Below are 17,525 nucleotides of genomic sequence, written 5' to 3'. Positions count from 1 at the left end.
TGTCTCTCGTCTTCGCGCCGCCACCGAGCCTCACGTCTTAAGTTCAGCGCGGTAAGTACAGTTGCGAAGATGGTCCCTAGTGCGGCTGCCCAGGCGGAACAGCTCCTCACCGTAAGTCTCGACGTCGTCCATGGAGGCCAGGATCGCGTTCCTCTGACCGGCGCGAGCCTTGGTCGAGTCGTCATAGATGCGGGGAGTCGCCGTCATGTAGAGGCGCTTGGAGGCGTGGATGTAGTCGACGTTGTGGACGCGGACGAAGGCGGACTCATCCGTGCCCAAGGCGGTGGCGCCGGTCGTGCGATGGGCCTCGTCGCAGATCACCAGGTCGAAGCCGGGGGCGCCGAGCTTCTGGGCCTGGGCGACGGCGTCAATCGACTGGTAGGTGGAGAAGACCACCGTCATCGGGGCCGTCCCGTTGACCGGGGCTGGACGGCGCGTCAAGCGGTTGGCGAGCGCCGCGCCGTCCGTGGTGGCTGGGATCGCCAGGTCCACCACCGAGATGTCCTCGCTCAGGCTGGTGCGCTTGCGACCCTTGCCGACCTTCGTATCCGAGCAGACCGCGAAGGAGCGCAGCGGCACCTCCGACTCAGCGCTCCACTCCATGAGCGTCTGCGACAGCAGGGCGATGGAGGGCACCAGGAACAGGACCCGACCACCGGAGCCCGCCATGGCCTCCGCAATGCGCAGAGACGTGAAGGTCTTGCCGGTGCCACACGCCATGATGAGCTTGCCCCGGTCCGCCGTGGACAGTCCGGTAGTCACCGCGTCCAGGGCTCGCTTCTGGTGCTCGCGCAGGCTCTTGCCACCGGTGCGAACCATGACCTCGGGGGTCTCCAGGCTGAAGGAGTCCCAGTCGATCGTGGAGTTGAACAGGTCCTCCAGGCCGATCCGGGAGACCGGGATGGCCTGACGAGACACCGTCTCCTCCGCAGCGGAGTTCCAGTGCTCCGTGGTGGACACGAACAGCCGGGAGGTGAACTCTCCCGTCCCCGACTCCGCCAGGAAGGAGTCGACGTCTCCCTTGGTGATGACGCCCGTGTCGGGGTCATAGAACTTGCACTGGACGGCGCACAGCTCGCCGGTCTCGCGCTCGCGGGCCACCAGGTCGATGCCGCGGTCCGGGCGCGCGCCCCGCTCCGGCCAGTCGCTCCACATCCACACCTCGTCAAAGCGCTCCGCGTAGCGCGGATCCGTGAGAAGGAACTGCCGCACCAGGCGCTCGAAGGCCGTGCCCTTGCCTCGTTGCGTCCGCGTGTCGAAGTACAGGCCGTCCAGGATCACTTTGATGCGCGACTGACTCACGGGGAGAAGCATACGGTGAGAAAGGTGGGGTGCTGCCGTCATGAGACCACGCGTGACAGGACTGTGTCGGAGCCGCGCGGGCTGGGCAGGGGAACGATCCCCATCCCGTGCGTCGGAGCGAGGACCTAAGGTGGCACCATGGCTTATCGTCGACGCAACATCCTCCGCTTCCTGTTCACCGCGCTCTTCCTGGCGCGTCCGGGTGAATCGGTCCGGTTGTGATGGGGCTGGTGGGAGGAAAGGGCCTCCCGAGGCGCACGATTCTGGTCGGCGCCGGAGTTTTGGCGCTGCTGGCGATGTCGGGCTGTGGGTCGCTGACCCCGGGAAATATCCAGGCTCGCCGTCGGATCAAGCGGTCCTTGAAGAGCTTCGATGTCGTCAAGTCAGTGAACGCGGAGGTGGAATACAATTTCGAAATAGGTGACTCCTGGACGGTCCTGATCGTTCTCAACGATGATCCCGGGCGAGAAGAGACTCTCGCTGTCCTCAAAGACGCCTATCGTCTGGTCAAAGAGGCTGTGGGGAGGAGTTACGTCAGACTGTCGGCGTCCTGGAAGCAGAATGGCGCCTCTGTGTCGTGGTCTCTCTCGGAGAACGAGCCGAATGAGGCGGCGCTCGATTATCTTCGGGATCTGGCGAAGCCCAGCCTGAAGTCCATGGATGGTGGAGGTCGTCATATCTCGGTGAATCGAGGCGAAGTAAAGAAGTTTCCGGATGATGTGATTATGATGCCACGATCCGGCGTTGGTGTGGATGACAGTTTTGATCTTGGTGGCATGACTGTTAAGGTTAATGCCGACACTACTGACTTCAGTTCTGTTCCGCTCCGCGAGGTAGTGGATGCCATCGATTCAAAGTATCGGAAGGAGGCCAGAGTTGAATTGACGGACGACTCTCATGTGTATGAGAAGCCAACACTCGAGGTTTCTGCTTTTGGGACGGTGTCGGATGGCCTCGATGTCGCCGCGGCAGCGAAAGTGCTCAATATCGTCTCAGGGAATCAGGCGCTTCAGTCGCTTTACGTCTCGACCGTGTCGGACCAGAGTTCTGGCGGGACGGAAGGCGTGCGCTTCCAGATGGATGCGGGTACCTTCGATGCCGGATACCCTCCTGAAGAGGGTGCGAAGGTTCGGGCAGCAGCCCGGGAGTCCGCTTCTTAGTCGTGACGGGAGTGTGAATCTGATGGTTCCCTGTGACAGGAGAGTGCGGCAGGAGTTCTTGACGCAACGGAGTGGGGTCTGATGAATGCTCGACGTCGTGAGGCGCTGGCGTTCGGCCTCGTGTCTCTTGCTTTCGCAGTGGCCGGGTGCTCGCCCATGGCCATGGCGCGCAAGAGGCGGGAGCGGAAGGTGCATCAGTACCTCTCCGGGCTCGACGCCGTGGCGTCCGCGCGGGTAGAGGTGCACCCGGAGTTCACAGAGCCGGATCGTTGGACCGTGGATGTGCGGCTCAAGGACGATCCGTCCGCGGAATCGGTTGCGACAGTTGTGCGGGACGCCTACGCCAAGGTGCTGAACCTGACCGGGGCCAATGAGGTGAGGATGGTTGTCTCCTGGGTCAAGGGGAAGACCTCCGTCTTCTGCTACCTGCCGATGAAGGATGCCGATAAGGCTGCCTCCGCCACGGTGGAGGTGTTGTCACCCGGCATGGAGCGAGTCCAGATCGAGGAGGAAAGAATTTCCTTCGAGTACCGGACTACTGAGACTCTCCCGGATGATTTCATCCTGCCGCCCACCTCTGCGGTGCTGCGCCTCGGGTCCCTGAGGGTCGAGCAGAGTATCCTGGTTGGACGGTCTCACTGCTTTATCTCCCATGCCAAGGGTAAGGACCTCACATCTGTGCCGATCAAGCGTGCGCTGGAAGCCATTCCTTCCGACAAACGGTACGGAGCGGTCCTGAGCCTGGAGGCGGAGGATTATAACAGTCACCAGGCCCGTCTCATATTCAAGAAATGGGTCAATGACTGGCAGGATGAGGATGTTCAGGCCGACGCTGCGGTTCTCGCCACAGTCCTCGGCAACCAGGTGCTTCAGCGGGTGGAGCTGAGTACCTCAGTGGAAAGCAAGGTCCAGCCCAGGGTGGTTGGCTTTGACATGAAGTCCGGCACTGTGGTCGGCCAGGGAGATCCGCCTGAGAAGGGTGCGCCCATCCTTGCCGCGGCCCAGCAAATGGTTGCCTCGGCATCCTGATGGGTCCGAACTCGAGGGCGTCTCTGTCTGAGCACATGCCAGACATCATCAAGGGAAGGGCAGTGAGGTCGATGAGTGTTCGACGTCGTGAGGTGCTGGCACTGGGTGCAGTGTCTCTTGCTTTCGGGGTGGGCGGGTGTTCACCTTTCGCTCCGGCTCTCAGTAAGAAGAAGAGGAAGGTGCGCAAGTATCTATCCGGTCTTGATGGTGTCACGTCTGTCGAGGTGCATGTTGACTCAGACTTCGTGTCGGATGATCGCTGGGATGTGGTCGTCAACCTCAAGGGTGATCCCGGGCAGGATGCAGTCCTCGCAATCATTCGCAACGCACGAAACGAGGTAGTGAATCTGGTTGATTCTGACAAGGTGGATCTTGATGTCAGATGGGATCAGGGTGTGACGTCGATGGCCTGTCACCTGCCAATGGATGACTCTGAGAAAGCTGTACTGGCTGCCATGAAGGTGGTCTCCTCCGACCTGGAGCACGTGGGCATCTCCAAAGAGAGAATCACTCTCGACTATCAGAACGGAACAAGCCTTCCTAACAATGCCATCCTGCCGCCGACGTCGCCGATTGTGGGGATTGGTTCGCTCCAGACCGAGCAGGACTACTTTGTGGGTGGATCCTATTGTTTTATCACGCATTCTCAAGGAGTGGATCTCACATCCGTTCCGATCAAGCGTGTTATCGATGCCATCCCGGCAGATAGGCGAGTTCATGCGACGGTAATTCTGAATGCGCACGACGACGTCAGCCAGGTGACTCAGCTGACCGTGCGAGGGCTCGGTGAGGACGGGAAGGGTGTGGATGTTGCTGCGGCTGCCCCAGTTCTGGCGGCCGTCCTGGGGAATCAGGTGCTTCAGAGGGTCGAGTTGACCACCGCGCTGGACGGCGATCAGGACTTTGAGGAGGTCGTCTTCGACATGCAGTCGGGTGACGTGCTTGGTCAGGGCGACCCGCCTGAGAAGGCAGCTGCCATCCTCTCCGCCGCCCGGCAGGCCGCGGCCTCCTCGTCGTGACGGTAGCGACGGCGTCGGACCGGACCAAAGGGAGCGCGGCGGGCACCACAGTCCCGATCGGTCGGGCGACACTGCCGGCCGTCGTCGTCGTCGGTAGCATGAGGCCGGATCACCCAAACCCCGGGAGGAACTGATGCACGAGCCCATCAAGCTGGTCGACCGCGTCCAGGCCATCAACTGGAACCGCCTGACCGACGACAAGGACCTCGAGGTCTGGGACCGCCTCACCGGCAACTTCTGGCTGCCCGAGAAGGTGCCGCTGTCCAATGACGTGCAGTCCTGGGCCACCCTCAACGAGGCCGAGAAGAACATGACCACCCGCGTCTTCACCGGCCTGACGCTGCTGGACACGATCCAGGGCACGGTCGGCGCGGTCTCCCTCATCCCGGACGCCCGCACCCCCCACGAGGAGGCGGTGCTCACCAACATCGCCTTCATGGAGTCGGTCCACGCCCGCTCCTACTCCTCGATCTTCTCCACCCTCATCTCGACGGCGGAGATCGACGAGGCCTTCCGCTGGAGCGAGGAGAACGCGAACCTCCAGCGCAAGGCCCACATCATCCTGGACTACTACCGCGGCGACGACCCCGAGAAGCGCAAGGTCGCCTCCACCATGCTGGAGTCCTTCCTCTTCTACTCCGGTTTCTACGCCCCCATGTACTGGTCCAGCCACGCCAAGCTGACCAACACCGCCGACCTCATCCGCCTCATCATCCGTGACGAGGCCGTCCACGGCTACTACATCGGCTACAAGTACCAGCTGGCCGTGCGCGAGTCCTCCCCCGAGCGTCAGGCCGAGCTCAAGGACTACACCTTCGAGCTGCTCATGGAGCTCTACGACAACGAGGAGCAGTACACCGAGGACCTCTACGACGAGCTCGGCCTGACCGAGGACGTCAAGAAGTTCCTGCGCTACAACGCCAACAAGGCCCTCATGAACCTGGGCTACGAGGCGCTGTTCCCGGCCGACGCCGTCGACGTCAACCCGGCGATCCTCGCCTCCTTGTCCCCCAACGCCGACGAGAACCACGACTTCTTCTCCGGCTCGGGCTCCTCCTACGTCATGGGCACGGCCGAAGCCACCCAGGACGAGGACTGGGACTTCTGAGGGGCAGGTAGGTGGAGACGGGGAGTGCTCCCCCGGGCGGCCTCCCCATGGCAGAGGGCTCGCGCATGGCGCACACTTTCGCCATTCCCAGCGTGCCAGAAAGGAATCCCCATGCGCTCCTCTGTCAAAGTCCTCTCCGTTGCCGCCGCCCTTGCCATGGCTGTCGGACTGTCCGCCTGCGATGAGCAGGAGGTCTCTCAGCCCTCGGCCGGCGCCTCCTCGTCGGCCTCCGCCAAGGCGGACTCGGACGACTCGGATGCATCCCCCTCCGAGGACTCCAAGGATGCCAAGGAAGACAAGGACTCCAAGGGCTCCAAAGATGACAAGGACTCCAAGGACTCCAAGAGCAAGAGTGGTGAGACCACCAAGTCCGGCTCCACCATTCAGAACATCAAGCCGGTGACCTTCAAGGACGAGGAGATCGGTCTCACCCAGACCTGCGACAAGGTGGTCGAGGACTACGCCGCACCGAAGCTCAAGCAGAAAGGTAAGACAGACACCGTCTACCTGCTTCACTGCACGCTCGATTTCAACGGAGACATCGCTTACAGCAGCACGCTCTCAGACTCCACCTCGCTCCAGGACAAAACATCATCCAAGCCCAAGACGGTTCAGTACGGAGCAAACGTGGCCGACGACCTGAAGGACGACGGTCTTGACGTGATTGACACCGAGGACGCCGGCTCCACTCACGTTGAGGGCTGGTTCGCCTACATCGCCGTGTCGGACTCGACCAAGCTGAAGCCCTTCTCCGAGGGCACCACCAGCATTGCCTACGACCGTGCAGCCGGAAAGGGCACCCAGTCCGGCAAGCAGTACGCGGCCTACTCCGACACCCAGGACCTCGTACTCAAGTGATCTCATAGCACTGTCTCCTCGGCGGCCTCGAGAATCCCGCCGATGGTATTCCCCTGCTGCCGCGCCCTCCGTTCCACAGGAACGAAGGGCGCGGCAGCGCGTGAGGGGGGTGGCTTATGACGGTAGGGCCGCCTCCGGCGTCGAAGGCATTCGGTAACGTGCTGTCATGACGTCATCCGAGGTGACTCGCCCCCGTCCGACGGCGCCGCCCGTCTACCGGGACGGACCGTCCAAGATGTCGGAGGTCGACGCCCGCTCCTGGAGCGTCGACGACGTCCTCGACGCCGTCTTCTTCGCCATCGCCGCCGTCGCCACGCTGTGGCTGGCCTGGCTGCTCATCGGCTCAGGCTGGCACCTCAATGCGGTGCTTGTGGTCAACTCGCTGCTGTTCTGGGCGGTCCTGGCCTACCTCGCCCTGCCGCGCCTCCACCAGGTCCTCACCTGGCTCTACGTCCCCGACTACTTCATCGGCCGCACCCGCACCCCCGACGGGCTCCTGGGCGACCCCGTCAACCTCGCCGTCAAGGGCGACGAGGAGGACATACACGAGGCGATGATCGCGGCCGGTTGGGTGCGTGCCGACCCCATCACCCTGCGCTCCTCCTGGCGCATCATCGTCTCCTCGCTGCTGCGCCGCTCCTACCCGGCCGCCCCCGTCTCCAACCTCATGCTCTTCGGACGCAAGCAGAGCTTCGCCTACCAGAAGGAGGTCGAGGGCAACCCCGCCCAGCGCCACCACGTCCGCTTCTGGTACTGCCCGCCCGGCTGGTCGCTGCCCGGCGGCGGGCACGTGGACTGGCTGGCCGCCGCCACCTACGACCGCGCCGTCGGCCTGAGCGTCCTCACCCTGCAGGTCACCCACAAGATCGACGCCGACATCGACATTGAGCGCAACTACGTCGTCGACGACGTCCGCTGGGCCAACGAGACCGCCGAGCTCCAGATCTGGCCGGACTTCTTCACCTCCTACCACGACAAGAACGGGGGAGGGGACCGGGTGGTCACCGACGGCGCCCTCCACGTGCTCGACCTCAACGAGGTCGTCCCCGGGTCCGACGCCGGCCTCTCCCTGCAGCAGGCCCGCCTGGCCGACCTCCAAGCCCGACGGCGCCGCCCCAGCCAGCTCGTCATCGCCCTGGTGCTCATCGGGCTCATGGTGGCGGTCGAGATTCTGCGCGTCGCCCGCATCGACATCACCCAGGTGCTGGAGACCGCCCCGATCCCCGAGGAGAACCCGGGGGTGGTCACCGCCGTCGTCGCCCTCATCGCCACGGTGTCCGCCGGACTGACGATCCTGACTGCCACCCTGGGAGTGGCGGCCTGGCACGGGCACCCGCGCGGCCGCATCGCCCTCATGGCGACCCTCGTCCTGGGCATTGTCACTGACATGGGTCAGGTCTCCAGCCTTGGGGTCCGGCAGGCGACTGTCGGCCTGGTCGTCACCAGTGCGCTCCAGGTCCTGGCTCTGTTGGCGCTCTCGGCCCGGCAGGTCCACCAGTGGGAGCGCGCCCGCAAGGAGGAGCGTCTTGCCGGCCGCGCGAGCGCACGGGGTGAGCGGGCGGCAGTTAGGCTGGGTTCATGAGCGAGTACCTGGCAGGGCCGCAGGACAATGGCGCCGGCGGCGCGGAGCCGGCGAGTCTGTCCGGCCGGCGCACCAGCCACGTCAGTCACGTCGATAAGTCCCGTCCCGTCGACGGCGACCGCGAGCACGTGCGCTTCGGCATCCCCTTCAACGGGGTCCTGCCCATCTGGCACGACGACGCGACCATCACCTGGCACCGGCCCGCTGACGACACCGACCTGTCCACCGTCCTGGGCATGGGGCTGGTGGAGTCCGAGCCCGGCCCCGCTCAGGCCCCGGCCGGGTGGCAGGAGCGCGTCGAGACCGGCGTCCTCACCGACTCCGGCCGCCTCCTGCTGCTCAAGGCGGCCACGCCGTCGGGCCGCCGCGCCATCAACGACCCTGGCGATGGTGCCCCCATCCCCCTGGAGGCGCCGCTGGGCTACGCGGAGGCCATGGAGGGGGTCTTCGACATCGTCGGCTTCGGCATCCACATCGGCCGCGTCATGCTGCGCGCCGCCCGCGACGGCGGCATCATCCTGTTCACCCTGCGTGCGCCGCGCGACCCCGAGCCGCACCACATCCTGTCCGTGCCCGCGCAGGTCGACGACCACGGCGTCATGAGCTTCCACCTGGGGACTTTGCAGGAGATGGAGGGCGGCGCCTGGGACTCCGCCACCCACCAGGACGGCATGGCCCTGCTCGACCTCACCATCCCCTACTCCGACCTCGTGGCCGAGGCCGGCCCCAACGGCGAGGAGGGGCTTGACGCCGACAGCGTCCTGGAGATGGCGCAGCCAGTCGTCCAGTGCATCCTCAAGCCCGGCTACCCCTTCGCCCTGGGGGCCTCCATCCTCCTGCCGCAGGCCGGCTGAGACGAGGACGCCTGAGCCGCAGGCCGGGCCGGGCCGACGCCGGGCGCTGACTGGCCTGTACTGCACGAGGGTCGGGTGCTACTGGAGGAGGGTCGGGTGCACTTCGGGTAGGTGGGGCCTTCGTGCAGTACGCACAACCCTTGACTAGTAGATCCCCACCCTCGTGCAGTAGGCCGACTCGGGGCGGGCTGCGAGCCGGCCCGGGCCGGAGCCGGCGTCGCGCCGCGCTCAGGCGGCCGGCGGGGCGGTCGAGCCGCGCACGAGGAACTCGGTGGGGATGATGACGCTGCGGCCGCCGTCCCGGATCCCGGAGCCCGCCTGCTCCAGCACCAGGCTCACCATCTCGCGGCCGTGCCGCTTGAAGTCCTGACGCACGGTGGTCAACGGAGGGAAGGTATACTCGCCCACGGCCAGGCCGTCGAAGCCGACCACCGAGACGTCGGCGGGAACCTGCCTGCCCTGCTCGTGCATGGCCCGGATGAGTCCCAGGGCCAGCTCGTCATTGGCGCAGAAGACGGCCGTCACCTCCGGGTCCGCGGCCAGGCGCAGGCCGGCCTCATAGCCCGCCGCGGCCTCCCAGTCGCCGGTCACCGCCTCAGGGACGTTCCTGCCGGCCTCCCGCAGGGTCCTGGCCCAGGTGGCCTTGCGGATGAGGGCTGACTGGGAGTCCTCGGGCCCGCACACGTGGTGGACGGTGCGGTGCCCCAGCTCCAGAAGGTGCGTGATGGCGTTGCGCACCCCGCCGACCTGGTCGGCGCTGGCCGAGGGGTAGTAGTCCACGAGCGTGGAGTCCGAGACCGCCACCGGCATCGAGGGCGGCAGGGCCAGCTGTTCGCGCCCCGCCCGCCCGGCCTGCACGACGACGAGCCCGTCGATGGCCTGGTGGGAGAGCCGGTAGACGGCCTCACGCAGCTCCTCGGAGGCGGGGTGCTCCACCTGGACGAGGTTGACGGCGTAGTCGACGGCGGTGGCGGCCTCCAGCACGCCCGCGGTGGTCAGGGCCTCCCCGGTGCGCTGGATCTGCTGGGTCAGCACGCCGATCGTCTTGAAGGAGCCGCGGCGCAGGGCCTGGGCGGCGCGGTTGGGGGAGTAGCCGAGCTGGTTCATCGCGCGCAGGACCCGTTCGCGGGTGTCGGGACGGACGTGCTCCGAGCCCGCCGCCACGCGGGACACCGTCTGAGCGGAGACTCCCGCCAGGCGGGCCACGTCGCTCATCGACGGCGCTCCCTGCGCGCCCCGGCTCTGCCCTGGCATGGCGAGAGGCTATCAGGAGTGTCAGGGGTTTCCACATCCTGACGTTGTGGTGACGTTATCACAATGATCCTCCTCAGGGAGTGATGAACCTAGGAATTGTCGGTGATATGTCTAGCGAAGTGGGCTCCCATCTAGTATGTTAACGTCACCACGCAGACGTTGCACTGCTGCGCGTCCTCTGTTCCCGTCAACCCCCTGGGGAGCCGAACAATGATCGTTCCGAGACACTTCGAGGACCTCGATGTCCTCCACGAACACACGCTGCCGCCACGCTCCTACTACGTGCCCGCATCCCGTCCCATCGCCACCAGCCCCTGGAGGCGGGAGGACTCCGACCGCTTCCACCTGCTCAGCGGCCAGTGGGCCTTCCGCTACCTGCCCAGCATCCACGAGCTGACCGAGCCCTTCTGGGAGCAGGGCGCCCCCGCCGCCACGGTCGACGGCGACGAGCCGGGCCAGGCGACCCCCGTCCGCCTCCCGGAGGGCTTCACCATGATTCAGGTGCCCAGCACCTGGCAGCACCTGGGCTACGACCACCACCAGTACACCAACGTCCGCTACCCCATCCCCTTCGATCCGCCCTACGTCCCCCAGGACAACCCCTGCGGTGCCTACATCCGCGACTTCGACTACACCCCGGACCCCGCTGCCCCCAGCACCTACCTGACCTTCGAGGGCGTGGACTCCTGCTTCTACGTGTGGCTCAACGGCACCTACGTCGGCTACAGCCAGGTCTCCCACGCCTCCGCAGAGTTCGACGTCACCGAGCTCGTCCGCCCCGGCGCCAACCGCCTGGCCGTCCTGGTGCTCAAGTGGTGCGACGGCACCTACCTGGAGGACCAGGACAAGTTCCGCACCAGCGGCATCTTCCGCGACGTCTACCTCCTGAGCCGCCCGGCCGCCGTCCTGTTCGACTACGTCACCACCACCTCGCTCGGCCCGCTGGCCGGCACCGGCCTCGACGCCGCCCCAGCCACCGCCCTGGTCAGGATCCAGGGCGCCTACCGGGGCGGGGCCGTCCCTACCTGCGTCGAGCTCATCGACCACGCCGGCGCCGTGGTGGCCGCCGGCGAGCTGGAGCCCTTCGCCGGCGACGACGGCTACACCCACCGCGCCCGGCTCACCGTCGAGGCCCCCCACCTGTGGAGCGCCGAGGACCCCTACCTCTACACCCTGGTCATCACCACGCCGGGTGAGGTCATCACCGACCGGGTGGGCATCCGCGAGGTCGCGGTGAGCGACGCCGTCGTGCACCTCAACGGCCGGCCCATCACCCTGCGTGGCGTCAACCGGCACGACTCCGACCCGGTCACCGGACCCGTCGTCGACCTGGAGCACATGCTGTGGGACCTGCGCCTGATGAAGGAGCACAACATCAACGCGGTGCGCAGCTCCCACTACCCCAACGACCCGCGCTTCTACCAGCTGTGCGACGAGCACGGCTTCTACGTCATGTCCGAGGCCGACAACGAGAGCCACGGCACCCAGAGCCGCTTCCTGGCCGACCCCTCCTGGGACAACCAGGTCGAGCACTGGAACGAGCCCATCGCCGACAACCCCGAGTGGACCCAGGCCACCGTCGACCGCATGAGGCTGTGCGTCCACCGCGAGAAGAACCGCCCCAGCATCATCTCCTGGTCCGCCGGCAACGAGTGCTCCTACGGCTGCACCCTCGAGGCGGCCCTCTTCTGGGCCAAGGAGTTCGACCCCACGCGGCTGACCCACTACGAGAGCTCCTACTACCGGGACTCCAAGCGCCGCTACGACTACTCCTGCATCGACCTGTACAGCCGCATGTACCCGGCCATCGAGGAGATCCGCGACTACCTGGACTCCGACCCCGACAAGCCCTTCATCCTCGTGGAGTACTGCCACGCCATGGGCAACAGCCCCGGCGACCTCGAGGACTACTGGGAGATCATCCGGGCCGACGAGCGCATGTGCGGCGGCTTCGTGTGGGAGTGGTGCGACCATGCGGTCACCGCCGGGACCAGCGAGGATGGCCGGCCGATCCAGCTCTACGGCGGCGACCACGACGAGGCCGTCCACGACGGCAACTTCTGCGTCGACGGGCTCGTTTCGCCCGACCGCGTCCCCCACCCCGGCCTGGCCGAGCTCAAGAACGTCCAGCGCCCCGCCCGCGTCGTCGAGTACGACCAGGAGGAGGGCCTGCTCACCATCCACAACGACCTCGACCACACTGACCTGTCCCAGTACCTGCGCATCTCCTACGAGGTGCGCTGCGACGGCGTCGTCGTGGACCGCGAGGACCTCGACCTGGTGGAGCCCGTCCCACCGCACACGAGCGTCATGCTGCGCTGCGAACCGAAGGTCCCGCCCACCGGGCGCTGCCACCTGCTGGTCACCTACCGGCTCGCCCGCCCCGACACGCTGCGGGCCGCCGGCCACATCCTGGGCTTCGACGAGATCGCCCTGCGCAACGCCGACAGACGCCACCGGTGGGTCGCCGCGCTCGCCGACCGCCCCATCGGCGAGACCCGCCTGCCGGTCAGGCGGGAGGGCACCCGGATCGAGGTTGACAGTGACGGGCTCAGCTGCGCCATCGACACGCGCACCGGCCTGCCCGTGTCCCTGTCCTCGGAGGACCGCGAGCTCCTTCAGCGCCCGGTGGAGCTCAACATCTGGCGGGCACCCACCGACAACGACCGCCACGCGCGCCTGGAGTGGGAGCGCGCCCACTACCACCAGGCCGCGGCCCGCGCCTACGGCGTCGACGTCGACGAGAAGCCCGGGCGGGTCACCGTCAGTGCCGACGTCGGCCTCGTGGCGCCCTCGGTCCAGCCGGCCCTGCGTGGACGGCTCGTCTGGACCCTCACCGACGACGGCGTCCTGAGCTTGAGCCTGCGACTGCGCCGGACACTGGGCTTCCCCAGCCTGTCGCGCCTGGGACTGCGCCTCTTCCTGCCCGAGTCCATGAGCCAGGTCGACTACTACGGACTGGGACCGCAGGAGAGCTACGTCGACAAGCACCGCGCCAGCTACCACGGGGCCTTCAGCGCCGACGTCGTCGACCTCCACGAGGACTACATCAGGCCCCAGGAGAACGGCAGCCACGCCGACTGCAACAAGGTCCTCCTCTCCGGAGGCGGGCTGAGCCTGGCGGCCGTCGGGCCGACCCCCTTCTCCTTCAACGCCTCCCGCTACACGCAGGAGGAGCTGGCCGCGCGGCGCCGCAACACCGAGCTGACGCCGTCGGGCAGCACCGTCCTGTGCCTGGATGCCGCCATGGCCGGCATCGGATCCAACAGCTGTGGGCCCGCCCTGCGGCCCCGCTACCAGGTCGACAGCCAGGAGCTGGGGATGGAGCTCCATCTCCTGCTCAACCCCCTCATCACCCACACCAGCACTCACAACGAGGTGAAGCCATGAGCAGCGAGTCCGCCGCCAAGAAGGTCGGCGCCCCCACCGCAGGAAGCGGCCTGGAGGCGGCCAGTGAGAGGAAGTACCTGAGGTGGTACAACAAGGTGGGCTACGGATCGGGCGACGTCGCCGGCAACGTCGTTTACGTCCTGCTGACCTCCTTCGTCATGATCTACCTGACGGACACCGTCGGGCTGGATGCGGGCGTCGTCGCCACGCTTCTGATGGTCTCCCGCATCTTCGACGGATTCTCCGACCTCATCTTCGGGACGCTGCTGGACCACACCAACACCCGGATGGGTAAAGCTCGCCCGTGGATGCTGTGGGGGTTCGTGGGCTGTGCCATCCTGATCATCGCGATCTTCGCGATCCCCACGAGTCTGGGGAACACTGCTAAGTACGCCTGGTTCTTCATCGCCTACACGCTGCTCAATGCCGTCTTCTTCACGGCCAACAACATCGCCTACTCCTCTCTCACCGCGCTCATCACCCGCAACGGGGCCGAGCGTGTGCAGATGGGCTCCATCCGCTTCATGTTCGCCTTCGGAACGAACCTGCTCATCCAGAGCGCCACCGTGGGCGGTGTGGCCCTATTCGGCGGCGGCGCCGTCGGCTGGCGGACGATGGCGATCATCTACGCGCTGCTCGGCCTGGCGGTTAACACGCTCTCAGTGTTCTCGGTCAAGGAGCTGCCGCCCGAGGAGCTTGAGGAGGAGCCCGAGGAGGACAAGCTCTCGGTGGGTGAGTCGGCCAAGATGCTCGTATCCAACAAGTACTACCTCATCATCCTCATCGTCTTCCTCCTCACCCAGATCTTCACGGCGATGCTCAACATGGGCATCTACTTCATGAAGTACGTGCTGGGCGATGCGGACCTGCTGAAGACCTTCGCCTGGTCCATCAATGTTCCCCTCATGATCGGGCTCCTCATCACGCCGTTGGTGGTGAGTCGCTTCGGCGGCATGTACCGGATCAACATCATTGGCTATGTCATCGCGACCCTGGGGCGGCTCGGGGTACTCGTGGCCGCATACATGGACAGCCTTGCGCTCATGCTGTTCTTCTCCGGGGTCGCGGCTCTGGGTATGAGCTCGCTGCAGGGCACGCTCAACGCCCTCATCGCCGAGGCCTCGGAGAACACCTGGCTGCGCACGGGCAAGCGCATCGACGGGCTCATGTTCTCCTGCACCTCGCTCGGTGTGAAGGTGGGCGGAGGGCTCGGCGCGGCCATCTCCGGGTGGCTGCTGGCCGCCGCCGGGTACGACGGGAACCTCAAGGTCCAGCCGGAGTCCGCCATCCAGATGATCTACGTCATGTACGTGTGGTTGCCGCTCGCGGCCAACGCGCTCATCCTCTTCCTGCTCATGCGGCTCGACGTCGAGAAGGTCAACACCCGGCTCAAGGAGGAGGCCGACGCGCGGGCCGAGGTGGAGGTCGGCGCCGGGGCGACCGGCGGGGGCTCCGTGGCCACGGGGCGGACCGGTGACGCCGTCGGCGGTAGCGATGCCGTCGGAAGCTCGGATGACGCGGCGGGCACTGGCGAGAGCGAGGACTCGACGAGCTGAGGCTGCACGAGCGGCTCGACTCATGGGTGGGGGCGAGGCTGAGGCGACGCCGACGGCGCGCCCTCGCCCCCTCACGTGTGCAGTGAGTAGGCCCGGAGGCGGCTCGGGTGGGCCGGGGTGGTGGCTGCGGTTCGCGCCGGGGACGTACTTTCCGATCGAGGACTGCGTTTCCCTACAGGCTACTGGGGTCTCCCCGTCGCCATCTGGGGGACAGCGCAGTCCTGGTGGCGAAAGTAAGACCTCGATGGGGGCGGCGGCTCCCGCAGCGGGGGCGGCTGGGCCAAGATGGAGCCATGCGCGACCTGAACGACCTGACCCGCCCCACCGTCCCCTCCGGCGCCATCCAGGAGCGCATGCTTGCTGAGACCGAGGAGCGCCGCGGCGTCGTCGGCCCGGCACCGGCCCTGCTTGACGACGCCGGAGCCCCCACCGCCCTGCGCACCGCCCTGGGTGAGGTCGTCGCCGAGCTGGCCCCGCAGATCGTCGAGCTCTCCCATGACATCCACGACCACCCCGAGACCGGCTACGAGGAGCACCACGCCGTGGCCACGGTCGCCGAGCTCCTGCGCCGCCACGGCATCGAGCCAGAGGTCGGCGTCTACGGCATGGACACCGCCCTGCGTGCCGAGATCCCCGGGGCCGGGGACGCGGACGCGGCGGTCGGAGGCGCCGGCGAATCAGTCGGCACCATCGCCATCCTCGCCGAGTACGACGCCCTGCCCGGTATCGGCCACGGCTGCGGCCACAACGTCATGTGCGCCAACTCCGTGGGAGCCTTCCTCGCCCTGGCCTCCCTGGCCCGCACCCGCCCCGGCGCCCTGCCCGGCCGCGTCGTCCTGCAGACCACGCCCGCCGAGGAGAACTCGACGGCCAAGGAGATCCTGGCCGTGCGCGGCATGCTCGACGGCGTCGACGCCGCCATCCAGACCCACTCCTACGCCCACGACGTCACCCACCAGACCTGGCTGGGCGTGCGCCGCCTGCGCGTCATCTTCCACGGCGTGCCGGCCCACGCCGCCTCCCAGCCCTTCATGGGCCGCAACGCCCTGGACGCCGCCACCCTGGCCCTGACCGGCATCGGCTTGCTGCGCCAGCAGATGCTCCCCATGGACCGCCTCCACGCCATCATCACCGACGGCGGCCAGGTCCCCAACATCATCCCCGAGCGCACCGAGCTGTCCATCATGGTGCGCTCCAAGTACCTCGAGACCCTCAAGGAGATCGCCGAGCGGGTCGAGGAGCTCCTCCACGGCGCCGCCCTCATGACCGGCACCGGCGTCGAGATCCTCACCTCCGAGTACTGCAACGAGGTCCCCGTGCGGGACAACGGCCCCCTGTTGACCTCCTGGGTGCGCTCCCAGCGCGAGCGCGGCCGCGACCCCCTGGCCGCCGGCGTCCTGTCCGAGACGATCGCCGCCGGCACCGACTTCGGCAACGTCTCCCAGCGCATCCCCGGCATCCACCCGCTCATCAAGGTCACCGACCGGCCCGACGTCGCCCTCCACACCCCCGCCATGACCGAGGCCGCCGGCGCCCCCACCGGGGACGCGGCCGCGCTCGACGGCGCCTACGGGCTGGCCGCAGTCGCCCTGGACTGGCTGCACGACGCCGAGCTGCGCCGGGCCGTGCGCGCCGACTTCGAGGCCAGCGGCGGGGCGATCGACGTCGCCGACTTCTGGGAGGAGTGAGGCGGGCTCAGGCCGCCCCGGCTGCCCCAGTCGCGTTGGCTCTCAGACCGCCGGGCGGCGGATGAGCAGCGCCCCGGGGTCGATGCGCACCCGCATGCCCTGCGTGGGTGCCAGCAGGTCGCCGTCGACCTCCACCAGGGCCGGCGCCGAGAGCCGGACGGCCACCTCCCCTCCACGGCGCAGCATCACCCGTCCCAGGGAGCGGCCCGACTCGGAGTAGCGCGCCGCATAGGGCGGCAGCACCTGGCGCGCCAGCGAGCTCCAGCCCGCCAGACCGGCCACCGTGTCGATGACAGCGACGTCGAGCATGCCGTCGTCGGTGCGCGCCTGCGGCAGCAGGGTAATCCCGGCCGGCAGGCGCCCGCCGTTGGCCACCAGCAGGTTGCGGGCCCTCAGGCGCTCCACGCGCCGTGCGCCGGCCTCGTCCCGGAGGCTGAGCACCAGGTCCATGCGCGGCGAGCCCAGGTTCTCCATGGCCGCCAGCGCGTAGGCGCCCCAGCCGACCCGCGCCTTGAGGGCAGGGCGCGTGGAGGCCACCAGTCCGGCGTCGAAACCGATCCCGGCCACCACCATGCAAGCGTGCTCGTCGCCGAGTGTGGGCCGGGTCCACTGATGCGCCCTGCGGGTCGCCCTGTGGATCGTGCGCACGGCCCGGGCCGCCTCAGCCGACAGCTGCCGGGAGTCGGCCGGTGCGACCGGGGCGGGCGGGGAGTCCGGCGGGGCTG

The 17,525-nt window shown here is 67.2% G+C and carries 13 protein-coding genes; 10 read left to right on the top strand and 3 right to left on the bottom strand.

Features of this window, described 5'->3' with window-relative positions; genetic code table 11:
- Positions 1-30 precede the first annotated feature (30 nt).
- Positions 31-1,302: a restriction endonuclease gene (locus tag RIV14_RS07905; RefSeq protein WP_256699092.1), complete on the bottom strand. Its 1,272-nt coding sequence runs from the start codon at positions 1,300-1,302 to the stop codon at positions 31-33.
- Positions 1,303-1,523: 221 nt separating this feature from the next.
- Between RIV14_RS07905 and RIV14_RS07900 the strand changes: the two genes are divergently transcribed.
- The 7 genes from RIV14_RS07900 (at position 1,524) to RIV14_RS07870 (ending at position 8,912) form a co-directional block, all read left to right on the top strand.
- Positions 1,524-2,462 carry a hypothetical protein gene (locus RIV14_RS07900; protein ID WP_256699115.1) on the top strand — a complete coding sequence of 313 codons (939 nt, stop codon included), beginning with the start codon at positions 1,524-1,526 and terminating at the stop codon, positions 2,460-2,462.
- A gap of 81 nt (positions 2,463-2,543) precedes the next feature.
- Positions 2,544-3,491: a hypothetical protein gene (locus RIV14_RS07895; protein ID WP_075371964.1), complete on the top strand. Its 948-nt coding sequence runs from the start codon at positions 2,544-2,546 to the stop codon at positions 3,489-3,491.
- A 35-nt stretch (positions 3,492-3,526) separates the two neighbouring features.
- Positions 3,527-4,510: a hypothetical protein gene (locus RIV14_RS07890; protein WP_309325104.1), complete on the top strand. Its 984-nt coding sequence runs from the start codon at positions 3,527-3,529 to the stop codon at positions 4,508-4,510.
- A 133-nt stretch (positions 4,511-4,643) separates the two neighbouring features.
- Entirely contained in the window at positions 4,644-5,618 is a 975-nt protein-coding gene (gene nrdF, locus RIV14_RS07885) for a class 1b ribonucleoside-diphosphate reductase subunit beta (protein ID WP_070662632.1), read from the top strand.
- A 111-nt stretch (positions 5,619-5,729) separates the two neighbouring features.
- Positions 5,730-6,476 (top strand): hypothetical protein, encoded by a 747-nt coding sequence (locus tag RIV14_RS07880; protein WP_075371962.1) that lies wholly within the window; start codon positions 5,730-5,732, stop codon positions 6,474-6,476.
- Between the two features lie 166 nt (positions 6,477-6,642).
- The gene (locus RIV14_RS07875) at positions 6,643-8,058 is read left to right on the top strand and encodes an LssY C-terminal domain-containing protein (RefSeq protein ID WP_256699088.1); all 1,416 of its coding nucleotides are present in this window, start codon (positions 6,643-6,645) and stop codon (positions 8,056-8,058) included.
- Complete coding sequence (locus RIV14_RS07870; RefSeq protein WP_256699086.1) at positions 8,055-8,912, top strand: hypothetical protein; 858 nt, start codon at positions 8,055-8,057, stop codon at positions 8,910-8,912. The genes RIV14_RS07875 and RIV14_RS07870 overlap by 4 nt, the downstream gene beginning before the upstream one ends.
- Before the next feature lie 228 nt (positions 8,913-9,140).
- Here the strand turns inward: RIV14_RS07870 and RIV14_RS07865 are convergent, their stop codons facing one another.
- The gene (locus RIV14_RS07865) at positions 9,141-10,127 is read right to left on the bottom strand and encodes a LacI family DNA-binding transcriptional regulator (RefSeq protein ID WP_075371960.1); all 987 of its coding nucleotides are present in this window, start codon (positions 10,125-10,127) and stop codon (positions 9,141-9,143) included.
- Between the two features lie 249 nt (positions 10,128-10,376).
- Here RIV14_RS07865 and RIV14_RS07860 point away from each other — a divergent pair, with 249 nt between their 5' ends.
- From RIV14_RS07860 to RIV14_RS07850, 3 genes are all read left to right on the top strand, one after another.
- The gene (locus tag RIV14_RS07860; RefSeq protein ID WP_075371959.1) at positions 10,377-13,556 is read left to right on the top strand and encodes a glycoside hydrolase family 2 TIM barrel-domain containing protein; all 3,180 of its coding nucleotides are present in this window, start codon (positions 10,377-10,379) and stop codon (positions 13,554-13,556) included.
- Positions 13,553-15,112, top strand: coding sequence for an MFS transporter (locus RIV14_RS07855; RefSeq protein ID WP_075371958.1), 1,560 nt, complete (start codon positions 13,553-13,555; stop codon positions 15,110-15,112). Before RIV14_RS07860 ends, RIV14_RS07855 begins: the two co-directional genes overlap by 4 nt.
- Positions 15,113-15,405: 293 nt before the next feature.
- On the top strand, positions 15,406-16,800 hold the full coding sequence (locus RIV14_RS07850; protein WP_075371957.1) for a M20 family metallopeptidase: 1,395 nt from the start codon (positions 15,406-15,408) through the stop codon (positions 16,798-16,800).
- A gap of 42 nt (positions 16,801-16,842) precedes the next feature.
- Here the strand turns inward: RIV14_RS07850 and RIV14_RS07845 are convergent.
- On the bottom strand, positions 16,843-17,525 hold a 683-nt coding region (locus tag RIV14_RS07845; RefSeq protein ID WP_428978872.1), incomplete at its 5' end, for a diacylglycerol/lipid kinase family protein.

The sequence above is a fragment of the Actinomyces acetigenes genome (genome assembly GCF_031296635.1).
GTDB lineage: Bacteria > Actinomycetota > Actinomycetes > Actinomycetales > Actinomycetaceae > Actinomyces > Actinomyces acetigenes.
The sequence above is the reverse complement of the archived record's forward strand: the minus strand, read 5'-3'. Positions and strand labels throughout refer to the sequence as shown.